Below are 26,858 nucleotides of genomic sequence, written 5' to 3' on the forward strand. Positions count from 1 at the left end.
CATGGCAGATTACCAGGGTAAAAAAGTCGTTATCATCGGGTTGGGCCTGACCGGCCTTTCCTGCGTGGACTTTTTCCTTGCGCGTGGCGTTACGCCGCGCGTGATGGACACGCGTGTCTCTCCGCCGGGTCTGGACACGCTGCCGGAGCAGGTTGAACGCCACCTTGGTGGTCTGAATGATGACTGGCTGCTGGCCGCCGATCTGATCGTTGCCAGCCCGGGCATGGCGCTGGCGCATCCTTCATTAAGCGCCGCCGCGGATGCGGGCGTTGAAATTGTTGGCGATATCGAGCTGTTTTGCCGCGAGGCGCAGGCGCCGGTTATCGCCATCACCGGTTCTAACGGAAAAAGCACCGTCACCACGCTGGTGGGCGAGATGGCCAAAGCGGCGGGCATGAACGTCGGCGTCGGCGGAAATATCGGCCTCCCGGCCCTGATGCTGCTGGATAAAGGCTGCGAGCTGTACGTTCTGGAGCTTTCAAGCTTCCAGCTGGAAACAACCTCCAGCCTGCGGGCCGCGGCGGCAACCATTCTGAACGTAACCGAAGATCATATGGACAGGTATCCGTTTGGCCTTCAGCAGTACCGTGCCGCTAAGCTGCGCGTCTATGAAAACGCCAAAGTGTGCGTGGTGAATGCCGATGATGCGCTGACCATGCCGGTACGCGGCGCGGACGAGCGCTGCATCAGCTTTGGTATCACCATGGGTGACTACCACCTGAACCGCCAGCAGGGCGAAACCTGGCTGCGCGTGAAGGGCGAAAAGGTGCTGAACGTGAAGGAGATGAAGCTTTCCGGCCAGCATAACTACACTAACGCCCTGGCGGCGCTGGCGCTGGCGGATGCCGTTGGCCTGCCGCGCTCTTCGAGCCTGCAGGCGCTGACCACCTTCACCGGGCTGGCTCACCGCTTCCAGCTGGCGCTGGAGCATAACGGCGTTCGCTGGATTAACGACTCGAAAGCGACGAACGTCGGCAGCACCGAGGCCGCGCTGAACGGCCTGCACGTCGACGGCACGCTGCACCTGCTGCTGGGCGGCGACGGGAAATCAGCGGATTTCTCCTCTCTGAAACAGTATCTCACCGGGGACAACGTTCGCCTGTACTGCTTCGGCCGCGACGGTAGCGAACTGGCCGCGCTGCGTCCTGACATCGCCGAGCAAACCGAGACCATGGAGCAGGCGATGCGCCTGATTGCGCCGCGCGTGAAGCCCGGTGATATGGTGCTGCTCTCCCCGGCGTGCGCCAGCCTCGATCAGTTTAAGAATTTCGAACAGCGTGGCGATGTCTTTACCCGCCTGGCGAAGGAGTTAGGCTGATGCGTTTATCTTTCCCTCGCCTGAGAATGCCGCGCCTGCCGGGATTTGGCATCCTGGCATGGCTGTTTGCGGCGCTCAAAGGCTGGGTAATGGCGTCCCGGGATAAAGATTCCGATAGCCTGATTATGTACGACCGCATGCTGTTCTGGCTTACGCTGGGGCTGGCGGCGATCGGTTTTATTATGGTGACGTCGGCGTCGATGCCCGTCGGGCAGCGTCTTGCCAACGATCCGTTCCTGTTTGCCAAACGCGATGGCCTGTACATCATTCTGGCGTTCTGCCTGGCGCTGATCACCCTGCGCCTGCCGATGACGTTCTGGCAGCGTCACAGCACGGCGATGCTGATTGCGTCCATCATTATGCTGTTGATCGTGCTGGTCGTCGGGAGCTCCGTTAACGGGGCATCGCGCTGGATCGCGTTTGGTCCGCTGCGCATCCAGCCTGCGGAGTTCACCAAGCTCTCGCTGTTCTGCTATCTCGCGAACTACCTGGTGCGCAAGGTGGATGAGGTACGCAACAACCTGCGCGGCTTCCTGAAGCCGATGGGCGTGATTCTGGTGCTGGCGGTGCTGCTGCTGGCGCAGCCTGACCTCGGTACCGTTGTGGTACTCTTCGTGACCACGCTGGCCATGCTGTTCCTGGCCGGGGCCAAGCTGTGGCAGTTCATCGCGATTATCGGGATGGGGATTTCGGCCGTTGTGCTGCTGATCCTCGCCGAACCTTACCGTATCCGCCGCGTTACCTCCTTCTGGAACCCGTGGGAAGATCCCTTCGGCAGCGGCTACCAGCTGACGCAGTCGCTGATGGCGTTTGGCCGCGGTGAACTCTGGGGGCAAGGCCTGGGCAACTCGGTCCAAAAGCTGGAATATTTACCCGAGGCGCATACCGACTTTATCTTCTCCATCATTGGGGAAGAGCTGGGTTATATCGGTGTGGTATTGGCACTTTTAATGGTATTCTTCGTCGCTTTCCGCGCCATGTCGATTGGCCGTAAGGCGCTGGAGATCGATCACCGCTTCTCCGGTTTCTTAGCCTGCTCAATTGGTATCTGGTTTAGCTTCCAGGCGCTGGTTAACGTTGGGGCCGCAGCAGGTATGCTGCCGACCAAGGGCCTGACGTTGCCGCTGATCAGCTATGGTGGTTCCAGTCTGTTGATTATGTCGACGGCCATCATGTTTTTGTTACGCATAGATTATGAGACGCGTCTGGAAAAAGCCCAGGCGTTTACGCGAGGTTCACGATGAATCAACCGAAGCGGTTAATGGTGATGGCAGGCGGCACCGGCGGACACGTGTTCCCGGGGCTGGCGGTTGCGCACCATTTGATGGAGCAGGGCTGGCAGGTGCGCTGGCTCGGAACCGCGGACCGTATGGAAGCCGACCTGGTGCCGAAGCACGGGATTGAAATCGACTTTATTCGCATTTCCGGCCTGCGGGGCAAGGGCGTTAAGGCGCTGCTTTTGGCTCCGGTGCGTATTTTCAACGCCTGGCGTCAGGCGCGCGCGATCATGAAGCGCTTTAAGCCTGACGTGGTGCTGGGTATGGGCGGGTATGTTTCTGGCCCCGGCGGGCTGGCCGCGTGGTCTCTGGGTATTCCCGTCGTGCTGCACGAGCAGAACGGCATTGCCGGATTGACCAACAAATGGCTGGCGAAGATTGCCACCAAAGTCCTGCAGGCCTTCCCGGGCGCATTCCCTAAAGCGGACGTGGTGGGTAACCCGGTTCGCGTGGACGTGCTGGCGCTTGCGCTGCCCGACGTGCGTCTAAACGGGCGTGAAGGCCCGGTTCGCGTGCTGGTCGTTGGCGGCTCCCAGGGGGCGCGCGTCTTAAACCTGACGATGCCTCAGGCTGCCGCAAAGCTGGGTAGCGCAGTGACCATCTGGCATCAGAGTGGAAAAGGCGCACAGCAGATGGTTGAGCAGGGCTACGCCGAGGCGGGCCAGCCGCAGCATAAGGTGACGGAATTTATCGACGATATGGCGGCAGCATATGCCTGGGCCGACGTCGTGGTGTGTCGCTCCGGCGCGCTGACGGTGAGTGAAATTGCCGCTGCGGGTTTACCTGCGGTGTTTGTGCCTTTCCAGCATAAAGACCGCCAGCAGTACTGGAACGCGCTGCCGCTTGAAAAAGCCGGAGCCGCAAAAATTTTTGAACAGCCGCGGTTCACCGCGGACGCGGTCGCCACTACCCTGGCGGGCTGGGATCGTGAAGCATTGCTGGTGATGGCCGAACGTGCGCGCGCAACGGCCATTCCCGATGCGACGGAGCGGGTAGCAAAAGAAGTGAGCCTGGCAGCACGGGCTTAACCCTCGCAGCGCGTGTTGCGCTGCACGAATTTTAAGTAGTCGATGGCGTTTAGAGAATGAATACACAACAACTGGCAAAACTGCGTTCAATCGTGCCCGAGATGCGTCGCGTCCGGCACATTCACTTTGTCGGCATCGGCGGTGCTGGCATGGGCGGTATTGCCGAAGTGTTGGCGAACGAAGGCTATCAGATCAGTGGTTCCGACCTGGCACCGAACCCCGTTACGCAGCAGCTGGCGTCGCTTGGGGCGACTATCTATTTCAATCACCGCCCAGAGAACGTCATCAACGCGAGCGTGGTGGTGGTTTCGAGCGCTATCTCTTCAGATAACCCGGAAATCGTTGCCGCGCATGAAGCGCGTATTCCGGTGATCCGCCGCGCAGAAATGCTGGCCGAGCTGATGCGTTTTCGTCACGGCATCGCGGTTGCCGGGACCCACGGTAAAACCACGACCACGGCGATGGTTTCCAGCATTTATGCTGAAGCGGGCCTCGACCCAACCTTCGTTAACGGTGGCCTGGTAAAAGCGGCGGGCGTCCACGCGCGCCTGGGCCACAGCCGTTACCTGATTGCGGAAGCGGATGAGAGCGACGCGTCGTTCCTGCACCTGCAGCCGATGGTGGCGATCGTCACCAATATCGAAGCCGACCACATGGATACCTACCAGGGCGACTTCGAAAATTTAAAACAGACCTTTATTAATTTCCTGCACAATCTGCCGTTTTATGGTCGTGCGGTCATGTGCGTAGACGATCCGGTGATCCGCGAGCTGCTGCCGCGCGTCGGTCGTCAAATCACCACTTACGGCTTCAGCGAAGACGCTGATGTCCGCATCGAAGATTACAAACAGCTGGGCGCGCAGGGGCATTTCACCCTGGCGCGTCAGGACAAAGAGCTGCTTCACGTTACCCTTAACGCCCCGGGCCGCCACAACGCCCTGAACGCGGCGGCGGCCGTTGCGGTCGCAACCGAAGAGGGTATTGACGACGACGCCATTCTTCGCGCGCTGGAGAGCTTCCAGGGCACGGGCCGTCGTTTTGACTTCCTCGGCGAATATCCGCTGGAAGCGGTAAACGGCAAGCCGGGCACGGCCATGCTGGTGGATGACTACGGCCACCACCCAACGGAAGTCGACGCCACCATTAAAGCGGCGCGCGCAGGCTGGCCGGAAAAAAATCTGGTGATGATTTTCCAGCCGCACCGCTACACCCGTACCCGCGATCTGTATGACGACTTCGCGAGCGTGCTGTCTCAGGTTGATACGCTGCTGATGCTGGACGTTTACTCAGCGGGCGAAACTCCGATTCCGGGCGCGGATAGCCGTTCCCTGTGTCGTACCATTCGCGGACGCGGTAAAGTAGATCCTATTTTGGTTTCGGATCCCGCAGAGGTCGCCGAAATCCTGGCGCCGGTCCTGACCGGCAACGATCTGGTGCTCATTCAGGGTGCGGGAAATATCGGCAAAATCGCCCGTACCTTAGCCGAAATCAAACTGAAGCCGCAAACTCAGGAGGACGAGCATCATGGCTGATAAGATTGCGGTCCTGTTTGGCGGCACCTCCGCCGAGCGCGAGGTTTCACTCAACTCTGGCGCTGCCGTACTGGCTGGCCTGCGCGAGGGTGGCGTGGATGCGCACCCGGTCGATCCAAAAGAGATTGACGTCACGCAGCTCAAAGCGATGGGCTTCGATAAAGCCTTTATCGCGCTGCACGGCCGCGGCGGTGAAGACGGTACCCTGCAGGGGCTGCTGGAGCTGATCGGCATGCCGTATACCGGCAGCGGCGTGATGGCGTCGGCGATCTCCATGGATAAACTGCGCAGCAAGCTGCTGTGGCAGGGCGCGGGGTTGCCCGTTGCGCCGTGGGTTGCGCTGACGCGCCGCGAGTTTGAATTAGGCCTCTCTGATAGCGTTAATACGCGCATTGCAGAGCTGGGCCTTCCGGTTATTGTTAAGCCGAGCCGTGAAGGGTCGAGCGTGGGAATGTCCAAAGTTGACGAAGCTGGCAAATTAGCCGATGCGTTAAAACTGGCATTTCAACCTGATGAAGAAGTTCTGATCGAAAAATGGCTCAGCGGGCCGGAATTTACCGTGGCGATGCTGGGTGAAGAAATTTTACCGTCAATTCGCATCCAACCCGCTGGCGTCTTCTATGATTATGAGGCGAAGTATCTCTCTGATGAGACGCAATATTTCTGCCCAAGTGGTCTTGAAGCAGAACGCGAAGCAGATTTACAGTCCCTGGTGCTTAAAGCCTGGAATGTTCTGGGCTGCCGCGGCTGGGGGCGCATTGACGTAATGCTCGACGGTGATGGGCAATTTTATTTGCTGGAAGCGAATACGTCTCCAGGCATGACCAGCCACAGCCTTGTGCCAATGGCCGCGCGTCAGGCCGGGATGAGCTTCTCGCAGTTAGTTGTACGTATTCTGGACCAGGCGGGCTGATATGTCGCAGGCTGCATTGAACACGCGCAACCGTGATGACGAGGAAGAGTATTCTTCTTCGCGGCGGAGTAATGGAACGCGTCTTGCAGGGATTATCTTCCTTCTGGGCGTGCTGTTTACCGTGTTTATCAGCGGCTGGATGGTGCTGGGCTGGATGGAAGATGCGCAGCGTTTACCGCTCTCGAAGCTGGTTGTCACCGGTGAACGCCATTACACGCGCAATGACGATATTCGTCAGTCGATACTGGCGCTTGGGTCGCCCGGTACGTTTATGACCCAGGATGTGAACATCATCCAGAGCCAGATTGAGCGTCTGCCATGGATCAAGCAGGCAAGCGTAAGAAAGCAATGGCCTGATGAATTGAAGATTCATCTGGTTGAATATGTGCCCATTGCGCGTTGGAATGATCAGCATATGGTCGACGTAGACGGAAATTCGTTCAGCGTCCCATCCGATCGCGTCAATAAGCAAAATTTACCGATGTTGTATGGCCCGGAAGGCAGCGAAAATGAAGTGTTGCAGGGTTTTCGCGATATGGGGCAGGTGCTGGCTAAGAATCGTTTTACGCTGAAGGATGCGGCGATGACGGCACGCCGCTCGTGGCAGCTGACGTTAACCAACGGCATTAAGCTCAATCTTGGCCGCGGCGACACAATGAAACGTCTGGCACGATTTGTCGAACTTTACCCGGTTCTACAGCAGCAGGCTCAGACGGACGGCAAACGGATAAGCTATGTTGATTTGCGCTATGACTCAGGCGCAGCAGTCGGTTGGGAGCCGGCTCCGGTCGAAGAACCTAATCAGCAACAGAATCAGGCACAGGTACAGGCAGAACAACGATGATCAAGGCGACGGACAGAAAACTGGTAGTTGGACTGGAGATTGGCACCGCGAAGGTTGCCGCTTTAGTAGGGGAAGTTCTGCCCGACGGTATGGTCAATATCATTGGCGTGGGCAGTTGCCCGTCCCGTGGTATGGATAAAGGTGGGGTTAACGACCTTGAGTCGGTGGTGAAATGCGTACAGCGCGCCATCGATCAGGCTGAACTGATGGCAGATTGCCAGATTTCTTCTGTCTATCTTGCCCTCTCTGGTAAGCACATTAGCTGCCAGAACGAAATTGGCATGGTGCCCATTTCCGAAGAAGAAGTGACGCAGGAAGACGTAGAGAACGTGGTCCACACCGCGAAATCCGTCCGCGTGCGCGATGAGCATCGCGTGCTGCACGTCATCCCGCAGGAATATGCGATCGATTATCAGGAAGGGATCAAAAACCCGGTCGGTCTTTCCGGCGTGCGTATGCAGGCAAAAGTGCACCTGATCACATGTCACAACGATATGGCGAAGAACATTGTAAAGGCCGTTGAACGTTGTGGCCTGAAAGTTGACCAACTTATTTTTGCAGGTCTGGCCGCCAGCTACTCGGTGCTGACCGAAGACGAACGTGAACTGGGCGTCTGTGTGGTCGATATTGGTGGTGGTACAATGGATATCGCCGTGTACACCGGCGGTGCGCTGCGCCACACAAAAGTGATCCCGTATGCAGGGAACGTTGTGACCAGCGACATTGCCTACGCCTTTGGTACGCCACCGAGCGATGCAGAGGCGATTAAGGTCCGTCACGGCTGCGCACTGGGCTCTATCGTCGGTAAAGACGAGAGCGTCGAAGTGCCAAGCGTGGGCGGTCGACCGCCGCGCAGCCTGCAGCGTCAGACGCTGGCAGAGGTGATTGAGCCGCGCTACACCGAGCTGCTTAACCTGGTCAACGAAGAGATTTTGCAGTTACAGGAACAGCTTCGCCAGCAGGGTGTGAAACATCATCTCGCGGCGGGGATTGTATTAACCGGTGGGGCAGCGCAAATTGAAGGTCTTGCGGCCTGCGCTCAGCGAGTGTTCCATACGCAGGTGCGTATCGGCGCGCCGCTGAATATCACCGGTTTAACGGATTATGCCCAGGAGCCGTACTACTCAACGGCTGTGGGCCTGCTCCACTACGGGAAAGAGTCCCATTTGAGTGGTGAAGCAGAAGTGGAAAAACGCGTCTCGGTGGGGTCGTGGGTCAAACGACTGAACACCTGGTTGCGAAAAGAGTTTTAATTTTTTTAAGAGACCGGAGAGAATTAACGGTCTCGGGCGACAGGCACAACGGAGAGAAACTATGTTTGAACCAATGGAATTAACCAACGACGCGGTGATTAAAGTCATCGGCGTCGGTGGCGGCGGCGGTAACGCCGTAGAGCACATGGTGCGCGAGCGCATTGAAGGCGTTGAATTTTTCGCGGTTAACACCGATGCGCAGGCACTGCGTAAAACGGCCGTAGGCCAGACGATTCAGATCGGTGGCGGCATCACCAAAGGTCTGGGCGCGGGCGCTAACCCGGAAGTGGGCCGCAATGCGGCTGAAGAAGATCGTGAAGCCCTGCGCGCTGCGCTGGACGGCGCTGATATGGTCTTCATTGCGGCAGGTATGGGCGGCGGTACCGGTACCGGTGCAGCACCCGTTGTCGCAGAAGTGGCAAAAGATTTAGGTATTCTGACCGTTGCTGTCGTCACCAAGCCTTTCAACTTTGAAGGCAAAAAGCGTATGGCATTCGCGGAGCAGGGTATCACCGAGCTGTCCAAGCACGTGGACTCTCTGATTACCATTCCAAACGACAAGCTGCTGAAAGTGCTGGGACGCGGTATCTCCCTGCTGGATGCGTTTGGCGCGGCGAACGACGTGCTGAAAGGCGCGGTTCAGGGTATCGCTGAACTGATTACCCGTCCTGGCCTGATGAACGTCGACTTTGCAGACGTTCGCACCGTGATGTCCGAAATGGGCTATGCGATGATGGGCTCCGGCGTGGCAAGCGGTGAAGACCGTGCAGAAGAAGCCGCTGAAATGGCGATCTCTTCTCCACTGCTGGAAGATATCGATCTGTCCGGTGCGCGCGGCGTGCTGGTCAACATTACCGCTGGCTTTGACCTGCGTCTGGATGAGTTCGAAACCGTGGGTAACACCATCCGTGCGTTCGCCTCTGACAACGCGACCGTGGTAATCGGTACTTCCCTTGACCCGGAAATGAACGACGAGCTGCGCGTAACGGTTGTTGCTACCGGTATCGGTATGGACAAGCGTCCTGAGATCACGCTGGTGACCAACAAGCAGACTCAGCAACCGGTGATGGATCGTTTCCAGCAGCACGGTATGGCTCCGCTGACTCAAGAGCAAAAACCCGCTGCGAAAGTGGTGAACGATACCACGCCACAAACCGCGAAAGAGCCGGATTATCTGGACATTCCAGCGTTCTTGCGTAAGCAAGCTGACTAAGAATTGACTGGAATTTGGGGATTTTCGCTCTTTGTGCTAAACTGGCCCACCGTTAGTGAGATACACTCTCGGTTGGATAGTTAATTTGGCGAGATTATACGATGATCAAACAAAGGACACTTAAACGTATCGTTCAGGCGACTGGCGTCGGTTTACATACCGGCAAAAAAGTCACACTGACGTTACGCCCTGCGCCGGCCAATACCGGGGTCATCTATCGTCGCACCGACTTGAATCCACCGGTAGATTTTCCGGCCGATGCCAAATCTGTGCGTGATACTATGCTCTGTACTTGTCTGGTGAACGAGCATGACGTGCGGATTTCTACCGTAGAGCACCTCAACGCCGCTCTGGCGGGGCTGGGTATCGACAACATCGTTGTTGAAGTCGATGCACCAGAAATCCCGATCATGGATGGCAGTGCTGCACCGTTCGTCTATCTGTTGCTGGATGCCGGCATCGAAGAACTGAACTGCGCGAAGAAATTTGTTCGCATCAAAGAGACCGTTCGCGTCGAAGATGGCGACAAGTGGGCTGAATTTAAACCGTATAATGGTTTCTCGTTGGACTTTACCATCGACTTTAACCATCCTGCGATTGATTCCAGCACCCAACGCTATGCGATGAACTTCTCTGCGGATGCGTTTATGCGCCAGATTAGTCGTGCCCGTACTTTCGGCTTCATGCGTGATATCGAATATCTGCAGTCCCGCGGCCTGTGCCTGGGCGGCAGCTTCGATTGTGCCATCGTTGTTGACGATTATCGCGTACTGAACGAAGACGGCCTGCGTTTTGAAGATGAATTTGTTCGTCACAAAATGCTGGATGCGATCGGCGATCTGTTCATGTGCGGTCACAATATCATTGGTGCATTTACCGCGTTTAAATCCGGTCATGCGCTGAACAACAAGCTGTTGCAGGCAGTCCTGGCAAAACAGGAAGCCTGGGAATATGTGACCTTCGAAGACGAAGCTGAACTGCCTCTGGCATTCAAAGCTCCAAGCACGGTCCTGGCGTAACGGTTCAAACCGTTTCGTAAAAAACGACTGGTTTACCTGGTACTCTCTCCGGCCAGGGAAGCCGGTCGTTTTTATTTTTAGCGCCATATGCCGCGTCTCTGACGCAGAAAATCTGCGCGTTAGCTGCATTCTTGACCGTTTTTCCCCGCTGTTAATCGTCATTCCTGCTGCTGTATATTGGCTTTAGTGATACTATCTGGGCGCTAAAAAAGAATAATCAAACTCAGCCTTACCGGGCTGGCTTATGTGGTGGAGCAAGTGAGCGGAATACTGACGCGCTGGCGACAATTTGGCAGACGATACTTCTGGCCGCATCTCATATTAGGGATGGTCGCGGCGAGTTTCGGCTTGCCTGTGCTCAGCAACAGCGCAGAAGCCGCAGCGCCAGCACGCTCTACGACGACCAAACACGACCTCTCCACGCGGGGCAACTTAACTAACCTTGCGTGGCTTGAAGCCAGTCGTCGTCCTAATTTCTCCGTTGATTACTGGCAGCAGCACGCCATCCGCACGGTTATTCGCCATCTTTCTTTCGCGATGGCACCGCAGACGATGCCTGTCGCTGAAGAAACGCTTCCTGTTCAGGCTCAGCATCTTGCTTTGCTGGACACGCTGAATGCGCTGCTCACTCAGGATAGCCAGCCGCCCGCCTCCGTCAGGCAGCCGATAAAAACGGCATTTGCCTCCCCGGCAACGTTCTCCGTCTCAACGTGGATTAGCCAGGTCCATGGCATCCGCGCCGGGCCTTTACGCCTCAGCTAAATTAACCTTTCCAATACCTTAATTTATCTGCCCATCTGGGGCGTTTGAGAATTTATTATGCTAATCAAATTATTAACTAAAGTTTTCGGTAGCCGTAACGATCGTACCCTGCGCCGCATGCGCAAAGCCGTTGCCGTCATCAACGGCATGGAACCGGCGATGGAGAAGCTCACCGATGACGAGCTGAAAGCAAAAACGGCAGAGTTCCGCGCGCGACTGGAAAAAGGTGAAACCTTAGAAAGCCTGATCCCTGAAGCTTTCGCGGTGGTGCGTGAAGCCAGTAAACGCGTCTTTGGCATGCGCCACTTCGACGTGCAGCTGCTGGGCGGTATGGTGCTTAACGAGCGTTGCATCGCGGAGATGCGTACCGGTGAAGGTAAAACGCTGACGGCGACCCTTCCTGCTTACCTGAACGCGCTGACCGGTAAGGGCGTCCACGTTGTTACCGTCAACGACTATCTGGCGCAGCGTGACGCCGAAAACAACCGCCCGCTGTTTGAGTTCCTGGGCCTGACCGTCGGCATCAACATGTCTGGCCTGCCTGCTCCGGCCAAGCGCGAAGCGTACAACGCGGACATCACCTACGGCACCAACAACGAATACGGCTTTGACTACCTCCGTGACAACATGGCGTTCAGCCCGGAAGAGCGCGTACAGCGTAAACTGCACTATGCGCTGGTGGATGAGGTTGACTCCATTCTGATCGACGAAGCTCGTACCCCGCTGATCATCTCCGGTCCGGCCGAAGACAGCTCCGAGATGTATCGCAAAGTCGATAAAATCATTCCGCACCTGCTGCGCCAGGAAAAAGAGGACTCCGACACCTTCCAGGGTGAAGGCCACTTCTCCGTTGATGAAAAAGCGCGCCAGGTAAACCTGACCGAACGCGGTCTGGTACAAATTGAAGAGCTGCTGGTTGAGCAGGGCATTATGGAAGAGGGCGAGTCGCTGTACTCCCCGACCAACATCATGCTGATGCACCACGTCACCGCCGCACTGCGCGCACACGCGCTGTTCACCCGCGACGTCGACTACATCGTTAAAGACGGCGAAGTGATCATCGTTGATGAACACACCGGCCGTACCATGCAGGGGCGTCGCTGGTCCGATGGTCTTCACCAGGCGGTTGAAGCCAAAGAAGGCGTAGATATTCAAAACGAAAACCAGACGCTGGCGTCCATCACCTTCCAGAACTACTTCCGTCTGTACGAGAAGCTGGCGGGTATGACCGGTACCGCCGATACCGAAGCGTTCGAGTTTAGCTCGATCTACAAGCTGGATACCGTCGTTGTACCGACCAACCGTCCAATGATCCGTAAGGATATGGCGGATCTGGTCTACATGACGGAAGCTGAAAAAATTCAGGCGATCATTGAAGATATTCGCGAGCGTACCGCGAACGGCCAGCCTGTGCTGGTGGGTACCATCTCCATTGAAAAATCCGAAGTGGTTTCCAACGAGCTGACGAAAGCGGGCATCAAGCACAACGTGCTGAACGCCAAATTCCACGCCAAAGAGGCGGATATCGTTGCGCAGGCAGGCTATCCGGGGGCGGTAACTATCGCCACCAACATGGCGGGCCGTGGTACGGACATTATGCTCGGCGGCAGCTGGCAGGCGGAAGTGGCGGAGCTGGAAGACCCAACGCCGGAGCAAATTGCTCAAATCAAGGCCGACTGGCAGGTTCGCCACGATGCCGTTCTGGCCTCCGGCGGTCTGCACATCATTGGCACCGAGCGTCATGAGTCTCGCCGTATCGATAACCAGCTGCGCGGCCGTGCGGGTCGTCAGGGTGATGCCGGTTCTTCCCGCTTCTACCTGTCTATGGAAGATGCGCTGATGCGTATTTTTGCCTCCGACCGCGTGTCCGGCATGATGCGTAAACTGGGCATGAAGCCTGGCGAAGCGATCGAGCACCCGTGGGTCACCAAGGCAATTGCCAACGCCCAGCGCAAAGTGGAAAGCCGCAACTTCGATATTCGTAAGCAGCTGCTGGAATACGATGACGTGGCCAACGATCAGCGTCGCGCGATCTACACCCAGCGTAACGAGCTGCTGGACGTGTCCGACGTGAGCGAAACCATCAACAGCATCCGCGAAGACGTGTTCAAGGCAACTATCGACGCGCACATTCCGCCGCAGTCTCTTGAAGAGATGTGGGACATCGAAGGCCTGCAGGAGCGCCTGAAAAACGACTTCGACCTCGAGCTGCCAATCAAAGAGTGGCTGGACAAAGAGCCTGAGCTGCACGAAGAGACCCTGCGTGAGCGCATCTTTGAAACCGCGCTGGAAGTGTACAAGCGTAAGGAAGAAGTGGTGGGTGCCGAGATGATGCGTCACTTCGAAAAAGGCGTGATGCTGCAGACGCTCGATTCCCTGTGGAAAGAGCACCTGGCAGCGATGGACTACCTGCGTCAGGGCATCCACCTGCGCGGCTACGCGCAGAAAGATCCGAAGCAGGAGTACAAGCGCGAATCCTTCTCGATGTTTGCTGCCATGCTGGAGTCGCTGAAGTATGAAGTCATCAGCACCCTGAGCAAAGTTCAGGTGCGCATGCCGGAAGAGGTGGAAGCGATGGAGCAGCAGCGTCGTGAAGAAGCCGAGCGTCTGGCGCAGATGCAGCAGCTGAGCCACCAGACCGACGAGAACGAAGCGGCTGCGGCGATCGCGGCGCAAACCGGCGATCGTAAAGTGGGACGCAACGATCCGTGCCCGTGCGGTTCCGGTAAAAAATATAAGGCGTGCCACGGCCGCCTGAGCTAAGTTCATATAAAAACGAAAAGGCGCAGATATCTGCGCCTTTTTTATGGAAGTGACACAATGAAAACGCTGCAAATTTCAGTCGGGATTATTCGCAACCCGCAAAACCAAATCTTCATCACCCAGCGCGCCGCCGATGCCCACATGGCGAACAAGTGGGAGTTTCCCGGTGGGAAAATAGAGGCCGGTGAAACGCCGGAGCAGGCGCTAGCGCGTGAGCTCCAGGAAGAGGTGGGCATCACCCCGCTGGACGCATCGCTTTTTGATAAGCTTGAGTATCAGTTTCCGGATCGACACATCACGCTCTGGTTCTGGCTGGTTGAAAGCTGGGAAGGAGAGCCGTGGGGGAAAGAGGGGCAGCCGGGCAGCTGGGTTGAGCTTCAGGCGAGCGACGCCGATAAATTCCCTCCGGCAAATGAGCCCGTCATCGCTCGGCTGACGGGCAACCGGTAGGCCTGCTAAGCGAAGCGTCAGCAGGCTTTGAAGGCTAGCGCTGCTGCTCTTCGCTCCAGTCGTCGCTGTCGGAAAGATCGCCTTCGCTCGGAATGCGTTTCTCTTCCGCCGCCCATTCGCCAAGGTCAATCAGCTGGCAGCGCTTGCAGCAGAAGGGGCGAAACGGGCTCACTTCGCCCCAGACAACGGTTTTTCCACAGGTTGGGCAGCTTACGGTGGTTACGTCAGACATCGGCACTCCTTAACAACAGGCCAGTTCAAAATCGAGGCGTTCCGGCACGGTGCCGTTTTCGCTGTCCAGCGGCATAAAGCGGATCGCAAAGCGGCTTTTATGCCCGGAAATCTGCGGATATAGCTGCTCACCAAGGGACAGGCTCAGGCGCAGCAGGTCGGCATCGTCCCCGTTGTCCTGGTAAAACCCATTCAGGCTGGTCTGCTTGCGGAAAGGCGCTGAGTTTCGAACCAGATCGAGAATGAGCGTTAACGCCTGATTCACCGGCTCCAGGCTTGCCATCCAGCTGTTGACCTGCGCATCACGCTGGGCCTGCGGCATATGAAGCCACATATGCAGCGTGGGGAGATCGAAGCTGCAGCAGCCGCCGGGAATGCTCAGGCGCTGGCGCACCAGGCCAATAAGGCGGTCTTCACGAAGAAACTGCCCAACGCGCGGTGCGGCCATCAAAACGGTGCTGCTGTTTTTGAGCTGCTGGCGCAGAGAGTCGATACGGCTCTGATCCACGCCCGGCACTTCAGCCCAGGCCTGTAATTTACGCTGCTGGCGCTCCAGCTCCTTCAACAGCTCTGTACGGACGTCGCCGCGTTCAACCACATCCAGCAGATCGCCTACGTTGCGGAAAAAATGCAGCGCCGTGGCATGATCGTTGACCGGCAAATGCTCTGAAAGCTGTTGAATAAGAAACTCGATGCGCAGCCAGGTGCGCATTTTTTCATTCAGCGGATGCTCAAAAAGAATATGAGTAGACATTAGGGGTTTTCCTGTGCAACGGCCTGCGCGGCGAACTTCAGGTATTGCGCGTGCAGGCGGGCAACATCCGATGCAATGGCATCTGGTGCGCCGTTGTTATCAATAACATCATCCGCCACGGCAAGGCGCGCTTCGCGCGTGGCCTGGGCGGAAAGAATTTGTTCAGCATGTTCCCGCGAAACGCGATCGCGCGCCATCGTTCGCTGGATCTGCGTTTCGGGAGAAACGTCGATCACCAGAACCCTGTCCGCTTTTTTCTGCAGCTGATTTTCGACCAGCAGCGGAACGACCCACAAACAATACGGGGAGGTTGAGGCGGCAATCTGACGCTGAGTTTCCTGGTGGATAATGGGGTGGAGCAGCGAATTGAGCCAGTCTTTTTCTGAAGAATCAGAAAAAATGTATTCGCGCAGACGACGGCGGTTGAGCGTCCCATCGTCATTCAGGATGGTACTGCCGAAACGGGCTTCGATAGCCTTGAGTGCAGGTGTATCGGGTTCTACCACCTGACGGGCAATGACGTCGGCATCAATTATTGTGATGCCGAGACGTGAAAATGCGTCCGCAACGGTGCTTTTGCCGCTCCCGATGCCGCCGGTTAATGCGACGATATACCCCATTACATTACATCCTGGGAATTATTCATTATTAAAATCAGTTGCTTAAAAAACAAACTTATTACTGCGCATGTTTGACTCTCTTTACCCGCTTTTGACCAGGTAAATTTATAGGATTGTAGCGTAAAAAAAGAGAATTTCGCAGTCTTGCGGAGCAGGTATTAGTGCGTATGATAGCGTCACTGGAGTTGTGCTTTTACTTTATTTGCCTCTAACCCCAGGAATCCGCACATGCGTATCGAAGAAGATCTGAAGTTAGGTTTCAAAGACGTTCTTATCCGCCCTAAACGCTCTACGCTGAAAAGCCGCTCAGACGTTGAACTCGAACGTCAGTTCACCTTTAAACATTCCGGTCAGACCTGGTCTGGCGTACCGATTATCGCGGCGAACATGGACACCGTGGGCACGTTCGAGATGGCGACGGCGCTGGCAAAATTCGACGTACTGACGGCGGTGCACAAGCATTACAGCACCGAAGACTGGAGCGCTTTCGTCGCCTCCGCATCTGCTGACGTCGTTAAGCACGTGATGGTCTCTACCGGCACGTCCGACGCCGATTTCGAGAAAACCAAACAGATTTTGAATGCCAATCCGGCGCTGAACTTCGTGTGCATTGACGTGGCGAATGGTTATTCCGAACACTTCGTGCAGTTCGTCAGCAAGGCGCGTGAAGCATGGCCGACCAAAACCATCATCGCGGGCAACGTGGTGACCGGTGAGATGTGTGAAGAGTTGATTCTTTCCGGCGCGGATATCGTAAAAGTGGGTATTGGTCCGGGCTCCGTTTGCACCACGCGCGTGAAGACCGGGGTCGGTTATCCGCAGCTATCTGCCGTTATTGAGTGTGCCGATGCGGCTCACGGCCTGGGCGGGCAGATTATCAGCGACGGCGGCTGCACCACGCCGGGCGACGTGGCAAAAGCCTTCGGCGGCGGCGCTGATTTTGTGATGCTCGGCGGTATGCTGGCGGGTCACGAAGAGAGCGGCGGCACCGTGGTGGAAGAGAACGGCGAGAAGTTCATGCTGTTCTACGGCATGAGCTCTGAATCTGCGATGACCCGTCACGTCGGCGGCGTGGCAAAATACCGCGCGGCAGAAGGCAAAACCGTGAAGCTGCCTCTGCGCGGCCCGGTTGCGAACACCGCGCTCGATATCCTCGGCGGTCTGCGTTCCGCCTGCACCTACGTTGGCGCCTCTCGTCTGAAAGAGCTGACGAAGCGCACGACGTTTATCCGCGTACAGGAGCAGGAAAACCGCGTATTTAATAGCCTGTAAAGCTTTTGCTGGCGCATGTTCGTGCGCCAGCGCTATCCCGCGCTCATTGCATCCCCCAGATGGAAAATCGGCAGATACATCGCCACAACCAGCGTACCGATTATCACGCCCGTCACGATTAGCAGTAAGGGTTCAAGCATGGCGGCAAGACCGTCTGCCTGCTGAAACGTCTGCTCCATGTGATGGTTAGCAAGATTCTCCAGCATAACGTCCAGCGCCCCCGATGCCTCCCCGGTTCGAATCAGCTGAATGCAGAGCGGAGTGAAAACGCAGGCCTTTTGAAAGGAGGACCAGATGGGCGCACCTCCTTCGATTTGTTCATGAACCCCGCGAAGTTTCTCCCGCCAGTAGAGGCTCTCAACCGTCTCTTCTGCGCTGACCAGGCCCTGTAAAAACGGAATACCCGCCTGCTGCGTCAGCGTTAGCACGGTAAAAATCTGTCCTAATTTTTGCCCTCGCGCCAGCCCGCCCATTATTGGCAACCGCAGCAGCGCACGCTGAGTCAGTCTCTGCCAGCCCGGGCGTTGCCTTAGGCCAAAGGGGGCGATAGCGGGCATAAGCAGCGTCACAAAAATTCCCGGCGCATGTGCCTGAACAAACGCCGCAAAGCCCATAACGGCCTGCGTTAGCGCGGGAAGCGGCGTATTAAACGTTTTGTAGATTGCCGCAAATTCCGGAAGCACCAGCGTGACCATCGCCAGCACCACGCCGACGGCCAGGCTGAGGATGATAAGCGGATAGCGCAACGCTTTTTTAACCCTGGCGCGCAGCAGCTGTTGGTTCTTCTGCTGCAGCGCAAGCTTGCAGCAGCAGATCTCCAGCTTGCCCGTCAGCTCGCCGGTTTTCACCATCGAAACATAAAGCGGGCTGAAGGCCGCGGGCCATTTTCCTAATGCCTCCGAAAAGGCGCATCCTTCACCCAGGTCATCAGCCAGGCGCTGCAGTAGCGCCTGCCAGTGCGGTAAGGAGTGTTGACGTGCCAGCATCTCCAGGCTCTCCGTCAGCATCAGGCCCGCCTGCAGTAGCGTCGCCAGCTGGCGAAAAATCTCGTAGCAGTGATGCGGCTGCCAGCGAAGACGGTGCGTATATTTGCCGATCGCCAGCGGGTTTAACCCTTTTCTGATTAATGCCGAGCAGGCCTCCTCACGGCTGGCAGCCAGGAGCATCCCGCGCTGCGGTTCACCTTCGAAGGAGATCGCCCTCCAGCGCCAGAGCCGATTAGCCTTCATCGGGCATCCCCAGAACGCGCAGCAGCTCTTCGAATGTGGTAAGCCCCTGCTCGACGGCCATGCAGCCATGTTCAAACAAAGAGATCATCCCCACCTGCCTGGCGCTGGCCTCTATCACCTCAATCGCCGCGCCGGTGGCAATGGCCTGCCGAAGCGTGTTATCGACGTTCAGCACCTCGAAAATCGCGATGCGGCCGTAAAAGCCGTGATAGCAGCGATCGCAACCGACGGGCTGCCAACGGGGAAGGGGCCGCGGCCAAAGCGCGCGCGGTACCCCGGACTGATATTCTGTTTTCTGTCGACAGTGGGGGCAAAGGCGCCTAACCAGCCGCTGGGCAACCACCAGCGAAAGGGCCGATGAGATCATCCAGCGGGCCACGCCCATCTGCTGAAGGCGAACAAGGGTTTCTGCCGTGGAGTTGGTATGCAGCGTCGACAGGACAAGGTGGCCGGTCTGCGCGGCATTGATCGCAATTTCTGCCGTTTCACCGTCGCGAATTTCCCCCACCATGATGATGTCCGGGTCCTGGCGCAGCAGCGCGCGCAGCACGCTCTGAAAGGTGAGGCCGGCGCGCGGGTTGATTTGCGTCTGGTTCAATCCTGACAAAGGTATTTCGACAGGATCTTCGACGCTGCAAATATTCACGTCAGGCTTGTTTCGCGCCTGAAGCGCGCTGTAAAGCGTCACGGTTTTCCCGCTTCCGGTGGGGCCCGTAACTAAAATCAGCCCCTGCGGTTTCTGGAGTACTTCCGTAAAGCAGGCGTGCTGTTCGGCGCTCATCCCGAGCTGGGTGGTGTCCAGCGCCTGCTGGACCTGGTGAAGCAGACGCAGCACGATTTTCTCGCCGCCGTTGCAGGGAAGTGTGGCGATGCGAAAAGAGACCGGCTCGTTCGCCAGCTCAACCGTGAACTGCCCGTCCTGCGGCAAGCGGCGTTCCGCAATATCAAGGTTGCCCAGCACTTTCAGCCGGGCGATGAGCATCGTCGCCAGCGCGCTGGCAAGCGGGGGCTGGGGGCACAGCACGCCGTCGATCCGCAGGCGAATCTGGCACGTCTGCTCGTCTGGCTCGATGTGAATATCGGACGCGCGCTGGTTTATCGCCTGCTGCAGCGTATGGTTTAAGATATCGACGGCCGAATGCGGCGCAGCAGCGGCGGGCAGGTGCGTCCGGGCCGTCATTTGCAGGTGCTTTTCCATCCGTTCGGCGTTCCAGCACGCAATATCAATCTGCTTTTGGGTCGCGAAACGCAGCGCTTCCATCAGCTCCGCTGCGGGGCTGCCCACCACCGCGATGTCGATCGTTTCGCTGCTGCTGTTCAGCAGTAGGGCATGGTGACGCTGGCAGAGGGCAGTCAGTTGTTCAACATTCATTGTCCGCCTCCGTCAGTTGTTGTCGAAACGGAATACATCTTCACACGCCTGCCTGAGCGCGCCGTCGCTGCTGATGTTGCAAACGCGCGTCCAGCCCGTCATGCCGTTGCCATTGTTCCACTGGGGCGTCATCACCACCTCAAGCCCGTTCAGGCTTTCCTGGCCGGTCAATGCCACCACGCCTTTTGCTACGCTCATTCCCGAGACGTAGCGGGTGGTTGTGGGTGACGGGATGCCGTTAGTGCCGCCATCGCAGCGCTCCACGCCGCCGCGATCAAGGGCGCAAAGCTCAACCGCCGTACGGTACGGCACGAAGGTTTGCAGCATATCGGTGAGCGCGGCCTTGCGCAGGTAGTTCTGGTAGGCGGGTACGCCGATAGCGCTCAGAATGGCAATAATGCCAATGACCACCATCAGCTCAATAAGCGTAAATCCTTGCTGTCTGTTCATCTCTGCTCCTCGCGTTAGGTGGCGCAACTCTGGCAGGAGAAACCGCGTCAAACGAGGGGCAAAAAGAGAAAAGTGAAGGCGCTTTCAGCGTTTTTATGCGGCGTTGCAGCGAAGATCAGCGGGTTTGCGAGCGGGGTCGAAATTCCCCTCTCCGGCAGAGAGGGGAGAGGGCATTATTTGAAGCGCATGGAGAGGTCGAGGGCGCGCACGTGCTTGGTGAGCGCGCCGACGGAGATGTAGTCGACGCCGGTTTGAGCAAATTCGCGGATAGTGTCGAAGGTCACGTTGCCGGACACCTCCAGCTGCGCCTGGCCGTTGGTGCGTTTTACCGCCTCGCGCATCTGCTCGGTGTTGAAGTTATCCAGCATGATGATATCGGCACCGGCTTTAATCGCCTCGTCCAGCTCCTCCAGGCTTTCGACCTCGACCTCCACCGGCACGTCCGGATGCAGCCAGAAGGCTTTCTCCACCGCCTGGCGCACGGAGCCGGAGGCAATGATGTGGTTTTCTTTGATCAGGAAGGCGTCGGACAGGCCCAGACGGTGGTTGGCCCCGCCGCCGCACAGCACCGCATACTTCAGCGCCGTGCGCAGGCCCGGCAGCGTTTTGCGGGTGTCCAGAAGCTGCGTGCGGGTGCCCGCCAGCAGGTCAACGTAGCGACGCACTTCGCTGGCGACGCCGGAAAGGGTCTGCACAAAGTTCAGCGCGGTGCGCTCGCCGGTCAGCAGCACGCGGGACGGGCCGTCCAGCTCGAACAGCGGCTGATTTGCCACCACCGCATCGCCGTCGTCCACGTGCCAGGTGACCTGAACGTCGTCACCCGCAAGCTGGGTAAAGACCTCCTCGACCCAGCGCTTGCCGCAGAACACGCCGTCTTCGCGGGTTATGATGACCGCATGCGAGCGCGTCTCTTTTGGCAACAATTGCGCGGTAATATCGTTATCGGCGCTGACGTCGCCGCCCAGGTCTTCCTTGAGCGCATGGGCAACGCTTGCCGGGATATCCAGGTTAATACGTTCCAGAAGCGCGTCACGTCGGTGGTCGGGGTTATAGCGGCGAGGCGGCATGATAAAACTCCAAATTGGTAACGAATCATAATATTGAAACATGCTACTCTGAACCGAGTAACAGCACCATACATAAGGAGTTCCAGCATGTTGTTAGAAAACGGATGGCTGGTGGACGCGCGGCATGTGCCTTCGCCGCACCACGATTGCCGCCCGGAGGATGAAAAGCCCTCACTGCTGGTGGTTCACAATATTAGCCTTCCGCCGGGAGAATTTGGCGGCCCGTGGATTGACGCGTTATTCACGGGAACGATAGATCCCGCTGCGCATCCCTTTTTTGCTGAAATTGCGCATCTGCGCGTATCGGCGCATTGCCTGATTCGCCGCGACGGAGAAGTGGTTCAGTATGTTCCGTTTGATGAGCGCGCCTGGCATGCGGGCGTGTCGCAGTATCAGGGACGCGAGCGCTGCAATGATTTCTCAATTGGCATTGAGCTGGAGGGCACTGACACCACGCCCTACACCGATGCGCAGTATCAGCGGCTGGCCGCTGTGACCGAAACGCTTATGACGTTATACCCCGCCATCGCCGGGAACATTACGGGGCACAGCGATATTGCTCCAGCGAGAAAAACCGATCCCGGCCCGGCGTTTGACTGGCCCCGGTTTCGCGCCATGCTTACCGCGTCGTCAGATAAGGAGATAACATGACGTTGTTTACCATGCTGTTGGTGATGATCGCCGAGCGCCTGTTCAAGCTCGGCGAGCACTGGCACCTCGATCATCGCCTGGAAGTGCTGTTCCGCCGGATCAAACATTTCTCTCTTTTCCGCACGCTGCTGATGGCGGCGGCCGTGATGGCCGTAACGTTTCTGCTGCTGCGCGCCCTTTATGGCCTCTTTTTCAACGTGCCGCTGCTGGTGGTGTGGATCCTGCTCGGCGTGCTGTGCATCGGCGCGGGCAAGGTGCGGCTGCATTACCATGCTTACCTGAAAGCCGCGTCCCGCGAGGATGCGCACGCCCGTGACGCGATGGCGAGCGAGCTGACGATGATCCACGGCGTCCCGCCGGACTGCGATGAGCGCGAGTTTTTACGCGAGCTGCAAAACGCGCTGCTGTGGATCAACTTCCGCTATTACCTCGCGCCGCTGTTCTGGTTTGTGGTCGGCGGCCCGTGGGGGCCGGTTCTGCTGATGGGCTACGCGTTCCTGCGCGCCTGGCAGACGTGGCTCGCGCGCTACCTCACGCCACACGAGCGTTTGCAATCCGGCATCGACGGCATTTTGCACGTGCTCGACTGGCTCCCGGTGCGCCTGGTTGGCGTGGTCTACGCGCTGATTGGCCACGGTGAAAAAGCGCTGCCCGCGTGGTTTGCCTCGCTGGCCGACCGCCACACCTCTCAGTACCAGGTCTTAACGCGCCTGGCGCAGTTCTCGCTGGCGCGCGAGCCGCATACTGACAGGGTTGAAACGCCAAAAGCCGCCGTCTCGATGGCGAAGAAAACGTCCTTTGTCGTGGTGGTGATCGTGGCGCTGCTGACGATTTACGGCACGCTGATTTAGGCCAGCGCGCCGCAGCCGCTACAGCGTATCAGCAGGCGGGATGCCGAAATCAGGCATCCCGTTTTCATTCCAGCGGACGTGCTTCAGGCGGGTATGTCGGTTGGGATCGTACAGCGGGTCGCCCTCTATCTCGGTGTAGTTCCTTGCGTGGTACACCAGCACGTCTTCCCCTTCCGGCGTCTGCGTAAAGCTGTTATGCCCAGGCCCATACTGACGGTTTTCATTGCTGGTGACGAACACCGGGCGCGGGGATTTATGCCAGTTCGCCGGGTTTTGCGGGTCGGCCTGCCCGTCTATCCACAGTAGCCCTATACAGTAGTTTTCATCGGTGGCGCTGGCGGAATAGCTGATAAATAGCCTGTCGCCGTGAAGCAGCACCGCCGGGCCTTCGTTAACCCAAAAGCCGCGGCACTCCCAGTCGTACTCCGGCTTGCTGAGCATCACCGGCTCGCCCTTGAGCGTCCACGGGTTTTCCATCTCGCACAGGTACAGGTTGGAGTTGCCCTGAATATCCGGGGATTTCTGCGCCCACAGATACCAGCGCTTGCCCTGATGCACAAAGGTGGTGGCGTCCAGCGCGAAGGTGTCGAACGGCGTGATAATTTGCCCTTTTTCTACCCACGTTCCGGCGAGCGGATCGGCATCCGCGCATTCCAGGGCGAACATGCGGTGCTGGAACATGCCAAGCCCGTCGAGCGCCTGAGTATGCGCCGCGGCAAAATAGATGTACCACCTGCCGTCGATGTGGTGCAGCTCGGGTGCCCAGATCAGCTGGCTCATCGGCCCGGCGTCGGGTTTACGCCACACCACCACCTCCTCAGCGCTGCGCAGGCCCTCTAGCGAGCCTGCCCGGCGGATCGCCAGCCTGTCGTATTCGGGCACCGAGGCGATAAAGTAGTACAGCCCTTCGTGGTGCAGGATATACGGATCTGCGCGCTGTTCGATAAACGGATTTGGCCAGCTATGCATGTGGGGCTCCTTTTGGTTCTGTCCTTAACGTCTGATAGTCATTCAGCTCGCGGTAGTTGTTGCGGCGCTTTTCCAGGTCGGACTGGATCTGCTTCATGGTTTCGCGGTCCACCTTCAGCAGGCGCACCACGCCTGCGGTAATCAAATAGCCTACGCCCGGAATGACGGTAAACAGCAGCACGATGCCGTTGATGGCGTCCGCGCTCTGCGCTTTGGCGCCCGCGTCGTAGCCGTACCAGGAGAGCAGGAAGCCGACCATTGCGCCCGCAATTGCCAGACCCAGCTTGAGGAAGAAGATGTTGCCGGAGAAGCTGATCCCGGTGATGCGCTTCCCGGTTTTCCACTCGCCGTAGTCATCCACGTCGGCCATCAGGGACCAGTGCAGCGGAGACGGGATCTGGTGCAGGACGTTCAGCAGAACGTAGAGCACCACGATGGTGGCCGTTGCTTTTGGGTCGAAGAAGTAGAAGGCGGCTGAGAAAATCGCCAGCGCGACGTTGGTCCAGAAGAACACCTTCAGCTTGCACCAGCGGTCGGTCAGCACCTTTGCGAGCATGCTGCCTCCCATCATGCCCACCACGCCGAGGCTGATAAACAGCGTGGCGAAGTGGGTGCTTTGGCCCATTACCCAGGTGACGTAATACATGGTGGCCGCCATGCGGATAAAGCCCGGGCAGACGTTGCACAGCGTCAGCAGCAGAATGCGCACCCACTGATCGTTTTTCCACACGTCCCTGAGGTCGTTTTTCAGCTCGTCGTGCGTCTGCACTGCCGGACGCACGCGCTCGCGCACGGTGGCGAAGCAGAACAGGAACATGCAGGTGCCGATCAGCGCCAGCACGGTCATCGCCATCTGGTAGCCTTTGGCTTTGTCATCGCCGCCGAACCAGTCGGCCATCGGCAGCAGGGTCAGGGAGAGCAGCAGCGTGGCGATGCCCACCATCACGAAGCGGTAAGACTGACAGGCCACGCGCTCTTTCGGATCGTTGGTGATCACGCCGCCCAGCGAGCAGTAGGGGATGTTGATGGCGGTGTAGGTCAAAGAGAGCAGGAAATAGGTGACAAACGCATAGATAACTTTGCTGTTATAGCTCCACTCCGGGGTGGTGAACATCAGGATGCTGAACAGCGCGTAGGGAAAGGCGATCCATAAAAGCCATGGACGAAAGCGGCCATATTTGCTGCGTGTGCGGTCGGCGATGGCGCCCATAATCGGGTCCGTCACGGCGTCGATCACGCGCACCGAAAGCAGCAGAACGCCAACCAGCGCGGGGGCCAGGCCAAAAATGTCGGTATAAAAGTAGTTAACAAACAGCATGATAGCGCCGAAGATGATGTTGCATCCTGCGTCGCCCATGCCATAGCCGATCTTTTCTTTAACTGAAAGTTTATTGTTATCCATCGACAGCTCTCCGGTTTTCGGTATGGAGAGAATTATTTGCTGGCAAAGGGATTTTTGCGTTGCAGTATCAGGGCGGTGATATGGATAAACGGGCTGTTGAAGTGAATTTGTGAGGAAGGTAACAACGCGCTGCACCCGCAGAAGCGGGCGCAGCGTCGGTCGAGATTAATGCGCTTTGACGGCGGCTGCGTTTTTCTGCTTCACCAGGTAGCCCACGCCGAGGATCGCAATCCAGACCGGGATCAGGTAAACCGAAATCGCCATGCCCGGCGTCATCAGCATGATGACCAGTACGGCGGCCATAAACAGCAGGCAGACCCAGTTACCCAGCGGATAGAGCAGGGCAGGGAAGCGGGTTTTGACGCCCTGCTGCTGCTTCGCGCGGCGGAACTTAATGTGCGCGAGGCTGATCATCGCCCAGTTAATTACCAGCGCGGAGACCACCAGCGCCATCAGCAGGCCGAAGGCCGATTCCGGTGCGAGGTAGTTGATCAGCACGCACAGCGCGGTGACCACGGCGGAGACGATAATGGTATTCACCGGCACGCCGCGCTTGTCCACGTTGAGCAGCGCTTTTGGCGCGTTGCCCTGCTGCGCCAGGCCGAACAGCATGCGGCTGTTGCAGTATACGCAGCTGTTGTACACGGACAGCGCAGCGGTCAACACCACGATGTTCAGCGCGTTCGCCACGAAGCTATCGCCCAGCTCGTGGAAGATCAGCACAAACGGGCTTACGTCGGCGGTGACGCGCGTCCACGGCATCAGGGAAAGCAGCACTGCCAGCGAGCCCACGTAGAAGATCAGAATACGGTAGATAACCTGGTTGGTGGCTTTCGGGATGCTCTGCTCCGGGTTGTCCGCTTCTGCCGCGGTGATGCCCACCAGCTCAAGGCCGCCGAAGGAGAACATAATGATCGCCATCATCATGACGAGGCCGGTCATGCCGTGCGGCAGGAAGCCGCCCTGTTCCCAGAGGTTACGCACCGTGGCCTGCGGGCCGCCGTTGCCGCTGAACAGCAGCCAGCCGCCGAAGACGATCATCGCCACAACGGCAACCACCTTGACGATCGCAAACCAGAACTCCATTTCACCGAACACTTTTACGTTGGTCAGGTTGATGGCGTTAATAATGACGAAGAAGGCCGCCGCGGATGCCCATGTTGGGATTTCCGGGTACCAGAACTGAACGTACTTCCCGACGGCGGTCAGTTCGGCCATGGCAACCAGAACGTACAGCACCCAGTAGTTCCAGCCGGAGGCGAACCCGGCAAAGCTGCCCCAGTATTTGTAGGCAAAGTGGCTGAACGAGCCTGCAACCGGCTCTTCAACCACCATTTCACCGAGCTGGCGCATGATCAGAAAGGCGATGAAACCCGCAATTGCGTAACCCAAAATAATGCCGGGACCGGCAGACTGGATGACGGATGCGCTTCCCAGAAACAGACCGGTGCCGATCGCGCCACCCAATGCGATAAGCTGAATATGGCGGTTCTTGAGGCCGCGCTTTAGCCGATCGTCATGCTGTTGAGCTTCCATTTGAAACCTCGTGTGTGGTTGTTATGTTCACGCTGAGCGTGTGTAATTATGAAAGTCCATTTCTGTATTATTTTCTTTACGG

General features: G+C 57.7%; 25 protein-coding genes. 15 read left to right on the forward strand and 10 right to left on the reverse strand.

What is annotated here, in order from left to right; all coding sequences use genetic code 11:
* Position 1: 1 nt before the first annotated feature.
* The 12 genes from murD to mutT all read left to right on the forward strand — a co-directional run bounded on the left by murD (position 2) and on the right by mutT (position 14,372).
* On the forward strand, positions 2-1,318 hold the full coding sequence (gene murD, locus AB8804_RS09035; RefSeq protein WP_371185140.1) for a UDP-N-acetylmuramoyl-L-alanine--D-glutamate ligase: 1,317 nt from the start codon (positions 2-4) through the stop codon (positions 1,316-1,318).
* Positions 1,318-2,562: a cell division protein FtsW gene (ftsW, locus tag AB8804_RS09040; RefSeq protein ID WP_371185142.1), complete on the forward strand. Its 1,245-nt coding sequence runs from the start codon at positions 1,318-1,320 to the stop codon at positions 2,560-2,562. The genes murD and ftsW overlap by 1 nt, the downstream gene beginning before the upstream one ends.
* Positions 2,559-3,623, forward strand: a complete 1,065-nt coding sequence (murG, locus tag AB8804_RS09045; RefSeq protein ID WP_371185144.1) for an undecaprenyldiphospho-muramoylpentapeptide beta-N-acetylglucosaminyltransferase — start codon at positions 2,559-2,561, stop codon at positions 3,621-3,623. Before ftsW ends, murG begins: the two co-directional genes overlap by 4 nt.
* Positions 3,624-3,679: 56 nt before the next feature.
* Positions 3,680-5,155, forward strand: coding sequence for a UDP-N-acetylmuramate--L-alanine ligase (gene murC / locus AB8804_RS09050; RefSeq protein ID WP_371185146.1), 1,476 nt, complete (start codon positions 3,680-3,682; stop codon positions 5,153-5,155).
* Positions 5,148-6,068, forward strand: a complete 921-nt coding sequence (locus tag AB8804_RS09055; protein ID WP_371185148.1) for a D-alanine--D-alanine ligase — start codon at positions 5,148-5,150, stop codon at positions 6,066-6,068. Before murC ends, AB8804_RS09055 begins: the two co-directional genes overlap by 8 nt.
* Position 6,069: 1 nt before the next feature.
* Entirely contained in the window at positions 6,070-6,912 is an 843-nt protein-coding gene (ftsQ, locus tag AB8804_RS09060; RefSeq protein WP_371185150.1) for a cell division protein FtsQ, read from the forward strand.
* Entirely contained in the window at positions 6,909-8,165 is a 1,257-nt protein-coding gene (gene ftsA, locus AB8804_RS09065) for a cell division protein FtsA (protein ID WP_112011125.1), read from the forward strand. The genes ftsQ and ftsA overlap by 4 nt, the downstream gene beginning before the upstream one ends.
* 61 nt (positions 8,166-8,226) lie before the next feature.
* Entirely contained in the window at positions 8,227-9,378 is a 1,152-nt protein-coding gene (gene ftsZ / locus AB8804_RS09070; protein WP_371185152.1) for a cell division protein FtsZ, read from the forward strand.
* 101 nt (positions 9,379-9,479) lie between these two features.
* Entirely contained in the window at positions 9,480-10,397 is a 918-nt protein-coding gene (lpxC, locus tag AB8804_RS09075; protein WP_371185154.1) for a UDP-3-O-acyl-N-acetylglucosamine deacetylase, read from the forward strand.
* A gap of 258 nt (positions 10,398-10,655) precedes the next feature.
* A complete protein-coding gene (gene secM, locus AB8804_RS09080) occupies positions 10,656-11,159 on the forward strand; it encodes a secA translation cis-regulator SecM (protein ID WP_371185156.1) in 504 nt (167 codons plus the stop codon).
* Positions 11,160-11,216: 57 nt separating this feature from the next.
* Entirely contained in the window at positions 11,217-13,922 is a 2,706-nt protein-coding gene (gene secA / locus AB8804_RS09085) for a preprotein translocase subunit SecA (RefSeq protein ID WP_371185158.1), read from the forward strand.
* A 57-nt stretch (positions 13,923-13,979) separates the two neighbouring features.
* Complete coding sequence (gene mutT / locus AB8804_RS09090; protein WP_371185160.1) at positions 13,980-14,372, forward strand: 8-oxo-dGTP diphosphatase MutT; 393 nt, start codon at positions 13,980-13,982, stop codon at positions 14,370-14,372.
* Between the two features lie 34 nt (positions 14,373-14,406).
* Here mutT and yacG read toward each other — a convergent pair whose 3' ends face one another.
* The 3 genes from yacG to coaE are packed head-to-tail and all read right to left on the reverse strand — an operon-like array spanning position 14,407 to position 15,977.
* The gene (gene yacG / locus AB8804_RS09095) at positions 14,407-14,604 is read right to left on the reverse strand and encodes a DNA gyrase inhibitor YacG (RefSeq protein WP_371185162.1); all 198 of its coding nucleotides are present in this window, start codon (positions 14,602-14,604) and stop codon (positions 14,407-14,409) included.
* Between the two features lie 9 nt (positions 14,605-14,613).
* Positions 14,614-15,357, reverse strand: a complete 744-nt coding sequence (zapD, locus tag AB8804_RS09100) for a cell division protein ZapD (RefSeq protein WP_371185164.1) — start codon at positions 15,355-15,357, stop codon at positions 14,614-14,616.
* Positions 15,357-15,977, reverse strand: a complete 621-nt coding sequence (gene coaE / locus AB8804_RS09105) for a dephospho-CoA kinase (protein ID WP_371185166.1) — start codon at positions 15,975-15,977, stop codon at positions 15,357-15,359. The genes zapD and coaE overlap by 1 nt, the downstream gene beginning before the upstream one ends.
* 228 nt (positions 15,978-16,205) lie before the next feature.
* Here coaE and AB8804_RS09110 point away from each other — a divergent pair, with 228 nt between their 5' ends.
* Entirely contained in the window at positions 16,206-17,249 is a 1,044-nt protein-coding gene (locus AB8804_RS09110; RefSeq protein WP_371185168.1) for a GMP reductase, read from the forward strand.
* Positions 17,250-17,281: 32 nt separating this feature from the next.
* Here the strand turns inward: AB8804_RS09110 and hofC are convergent, their stop codons facing one another.
* The 4 genes from hofC to nadC form a co-directional block, all read right to left on the reverse strand.
* Positions 17,282-18,478 carry a protein transport protein HofC gene (hofC, locus tag AB8804_RS09115; RefSeq protein WP_371185170.1) on the reverse strand — a complete coding sequence of 399 codons (1,197 nt, stop codon included), beginning with the start codon at positions 18,476-18,478 and terminating at the stop codon, positions 17,282-17,284.
* On the reverse strand, positions 18,468-19,850 hold the full coding sequence (gspE, locus tag AB8804_RS09120) for a type II secretion system protein GspE (RefSeq protein WP_371185172.1): 1,383 nt from the start codon (positions 19,848-19,850) through the stop codon (positions 18,468-18,470). The genes hofC and gspE overlap by 11 nt, the downstream gene beginning before the upstream one ends.
* A gap of 12 nt (positions 19,851-19,862) precedes the next feature.
* Positions 19,863-20,300 carry a prepilin peptidase-dependent pilin gene (gene ppdD / locus AB8804_RS09125; protein WP_371185174.1) on the reverse strand — a complete coding sequence of 146 codons (438 nt, stop codon included), beginning with the start codon at positions 20,298-20,300 and terminating at the stop codon, positions 19,863-19,865.
* A 173-nt stretch (positions 20,301-20,473) separates the two neighbouring features.
* Positions 20,474-21,367, reverse strand: a complete 894-nt coding sequence (gene nadC, locus AB8804_RS09130; protein WP_371185176.1) for a carboxylating nicotinate-nucleotide diphosphorylase — start codon at positions 21,365-21,367, stop codon at positions 20,474-20,476.
* A gap of 87 nt (positions 21,368-21,454) precedes the next feature.
* On the opposite strand from nadC, the gene ampD reads away from it, so the two are divergent.
* Together ampD and ampE are read left to right on the forward strand one after the other, a co-directional pair.
* Complete coding sequence (gene ampD / locus AB8804_RS09135; protein WP_371185178.1) at positions 21,455-22,018, forward strand: 1,6-anhydro-N-acetylmuramyl-L-alanine amidase AmpD; 564 nt, start codon at positions 21,455-21,457, stop codon at positions 22,016-22,018.
* Positions 22,015-22,869, forward strand: coding sequence for a beta-lactamase regulator AmpE (gene ampE / locus AB8804_RS09140; protein ID WP_371185180.1), 855 nt, complete (start codon positions 22,015-22,017; stop codon positions 22,867-22,869). The genes ampD and ampE overlap by 4 nt, the downstream gene beginning before the upstream one ends.
* Positions 22,870-22,887: 18 nt before the next feature.
* Here the strand turns inward: ampE and AB8804_RS09145 are convergent, their stop codons facing one another.
* The 3 genes from AB8804_RS09145 to aroP all read right to left on the reverse strand — a co-directional run bounded on the left by AB8804_RS09145 (position 22,888) and on the right by aroP (position 26,776).
* Positions 22,888-23,838, reverse strand: coding sequence for a family 43 glycosylhydrolase (locus AB8804_RS09145; protein WP_371185182.1), 951 nt, complete (start codon positions 23,836-23,838; stop codon positions 22,888-22,890).
* The gene (locus AB8804_RS09150; RefSeq protein ID WP_371185184.1) at positions 23,831-25,240 is read right to left on the reverse strand and encodes a glycoside-pentoside-hexuronide (GPH):cation symporter; all 1,410 of its coding nucleotides are present in this window, start codon (positions 25,238-25,240) and stop codon (positions 23,831-23,833) included. Before AB8804_RS09150 ends, AB8804_RS09145 begins: the two co-directional genes overlap by 8 nt.
* 165 nt (positions 25,241-25,405) lie before the next feature.
* The gene (gene aroP, locus AB8804_RS09155) at positions 25,406-26,776 is read right to left on the reverse strand and encodes an aromatic amino acid transporter AroP (RefSeq protein ID WP_371185186.1); all 1,371 of its coding nucleotides are present in this window, start codon (positions 26,774-26,776) and stop codon (positions 25,406-25,408) included.
* Between the last annotated feature and the right edge of the window lie 82 nt (positions 26,777-26,858).

Source organism: Enterobacter sp. KBR-315C3_2022, from assembly GCF_041399425.1.
Classification (GTDB): Bacteria; Pseudomonadota; Gammaproteobacteria; order Enterobacterales; family Enterobacteriaceae; genus Enterobacter.

Excerpts from the sequence above, each read along its gene's own strand:
- murD (WP_371185140.1), top strand. The coding sequence starts at position 2 with ATGGCAGATTACCAGGGTAAAAAAGTCGTTATCATCGGGTTGGGCCTG.
- ftsW (WP_371185142.1), top strand. The coding sequence starts at position 1,318 with ATGCGTTTATCTTTCCCTCGCCTGAGAATGCCGCGCCTGCCGGGATTT.
- murG (WP_371185144.1), top strand. The coding sequence starts at position 2,559 with ATGAATCAACCGAAGCGGTTAATGGTGATGGCAGGCGGCACCGGCGGA.
- murC (WP_371185146.1), top strand. The coding sequence starts at position 3,680 with ATGAATACACAACAACTGGCAAAACTGCGTTCAATCGTGCCCGAGATG.
- AB8804_RS09055 (WP_371185148.1), top strand. The coding sequence starts at position 5,148 with ATGGCTGATAAGATTGCGGTCCTGTTTGGCGGCACCTCCGCCGAGCGC.
- ftsQ (WP_371185150.1), top strand. The coding sequence starts at position 6,070 with ATGTCGCAGGCTGCATTGAACACGCGCAACCGTGATGACGAGGAAGAG.
- ftsA (WP_112011125.1), top strand. The coding sequence starts at position 6,909 with ATGATCAAGGCGACGGACAGAAAACTGGTAGTTGGACTGGAGATTGGC.
- ftsZ (WP_371185152.1), top strand. The coding sequence starts at position 8,227 with ATGTTTGAACCAATGGAATTAACCAACGACGCGGTGATTAAAGTCATC.
- lpxC (WP_371185154.1), top strand. The coding sequence starts at position 9,480 with ATGATCAAACAAAGGACACTTAAACGTATCGTTCAGGCGACTGGCGTC.
- secA (WP_371185158.1), top strand. The coding sequence starts at position 11,217 with ATGCTAATCAAATTATTAACTAAAGTTTTCGGTAGCCGTAACGATCGT.
- mutT (WP_371185160.1), top strand. The coding sequence starts at position 13,980 with ATGAAAACGCTGCAAATTTCAGTCGGGATTATTCGCAACCCGCAAAAC.
- yacG (WP_371185162.1), bottom strand. The coding sequence starts at position 14,604 with ATGTCTGACGTAACCACCGTAAGCTGCCCAACCTGTGGAAAAACCGTT.
- zapD (WP_371185164.1), bottom strand. The coding sequence starts at position 15,357 with ATGTCTACTCATATTCTTTTTGAGCATCCGCTGAATGAAAAAATGCGC.
- coaE (WP_371185166.1), bottom strand. The coding sequence starts at position 15,977 with ATGGGGTATATCGTCGCATTAACCGGCGGCATCGGGAGCGGCAAAAGC.
- AB8804_RS09110 (WP_371185168.1), top strand. The coding sequence starts at position 16,206 with ATGCGTATCGAAGAAGATCTGAAGTTAGGTTTCAAAGACGTTCTTATC.
- hofC (WP_371185170.1), bottom strand. The coding sequence starts at position 18,478 with ATGAAGGCTAATCGGCTCTGGCGCTGGAGGGCGATCTCCTTCGAAGGT.
- gspE (WP_371185172.1), bottom strand. The coding sequence starts at position 19,850 with ATGAATGTTGAACAACTGACTGCCCTCTGCCAGCGTCACCATGCCCTA.
- ppdD (WP_371185174.1), bottom strand. The coding sequence starts at position 20,300 with ATGAACAGACAGCAAGGATTTACGCTTATTGAGCTGATGGTGGTCATT.
- nadC (WP_371185176.1), bottom strand. The coding sequence starts at position 21,367 with ATGCCGCCTCGCCGCTATAACCCCGACCACCGACGTGACGCGCTTCTG.
- ampD (WP_371185178.1), top strand. The coding sequence starts at position 21,455 with ATGTTGTTAGAAAACGGATGGCTGGTGGACGCGCGGCATGTGCCTTCG.
- ampE (WP_371185180.1), top strand. The coding sequence starts at position 22,015 with ATGACGTTGTTTACCATGCTGTTGGTGATGATCGCCGAGCGCCTGTTC.
- AB8804_RS09145 (WP_371185182.1), bottom strand. The coding sequence starts at position 23,838 with ATGCATAGCTGGCCAAATCCGTTTATCGAACAGCGCGCAGATCCGTAT.
- AB8804_RS09150 (WP_371185184.1), bottom strand. The coding sequence starts at position 25,240 with ATGGATAACAATAAACTTTCAGTTAAAGAAAAGATCGGCTATGGCATG.
- aroP (WP_371185186.1), bottom strand. The coding sequence starts at position 26,776 with ATGGAAGCTCAACAGCATGACGATCGGCTAAAGCGCGGCCTCAAGAAC.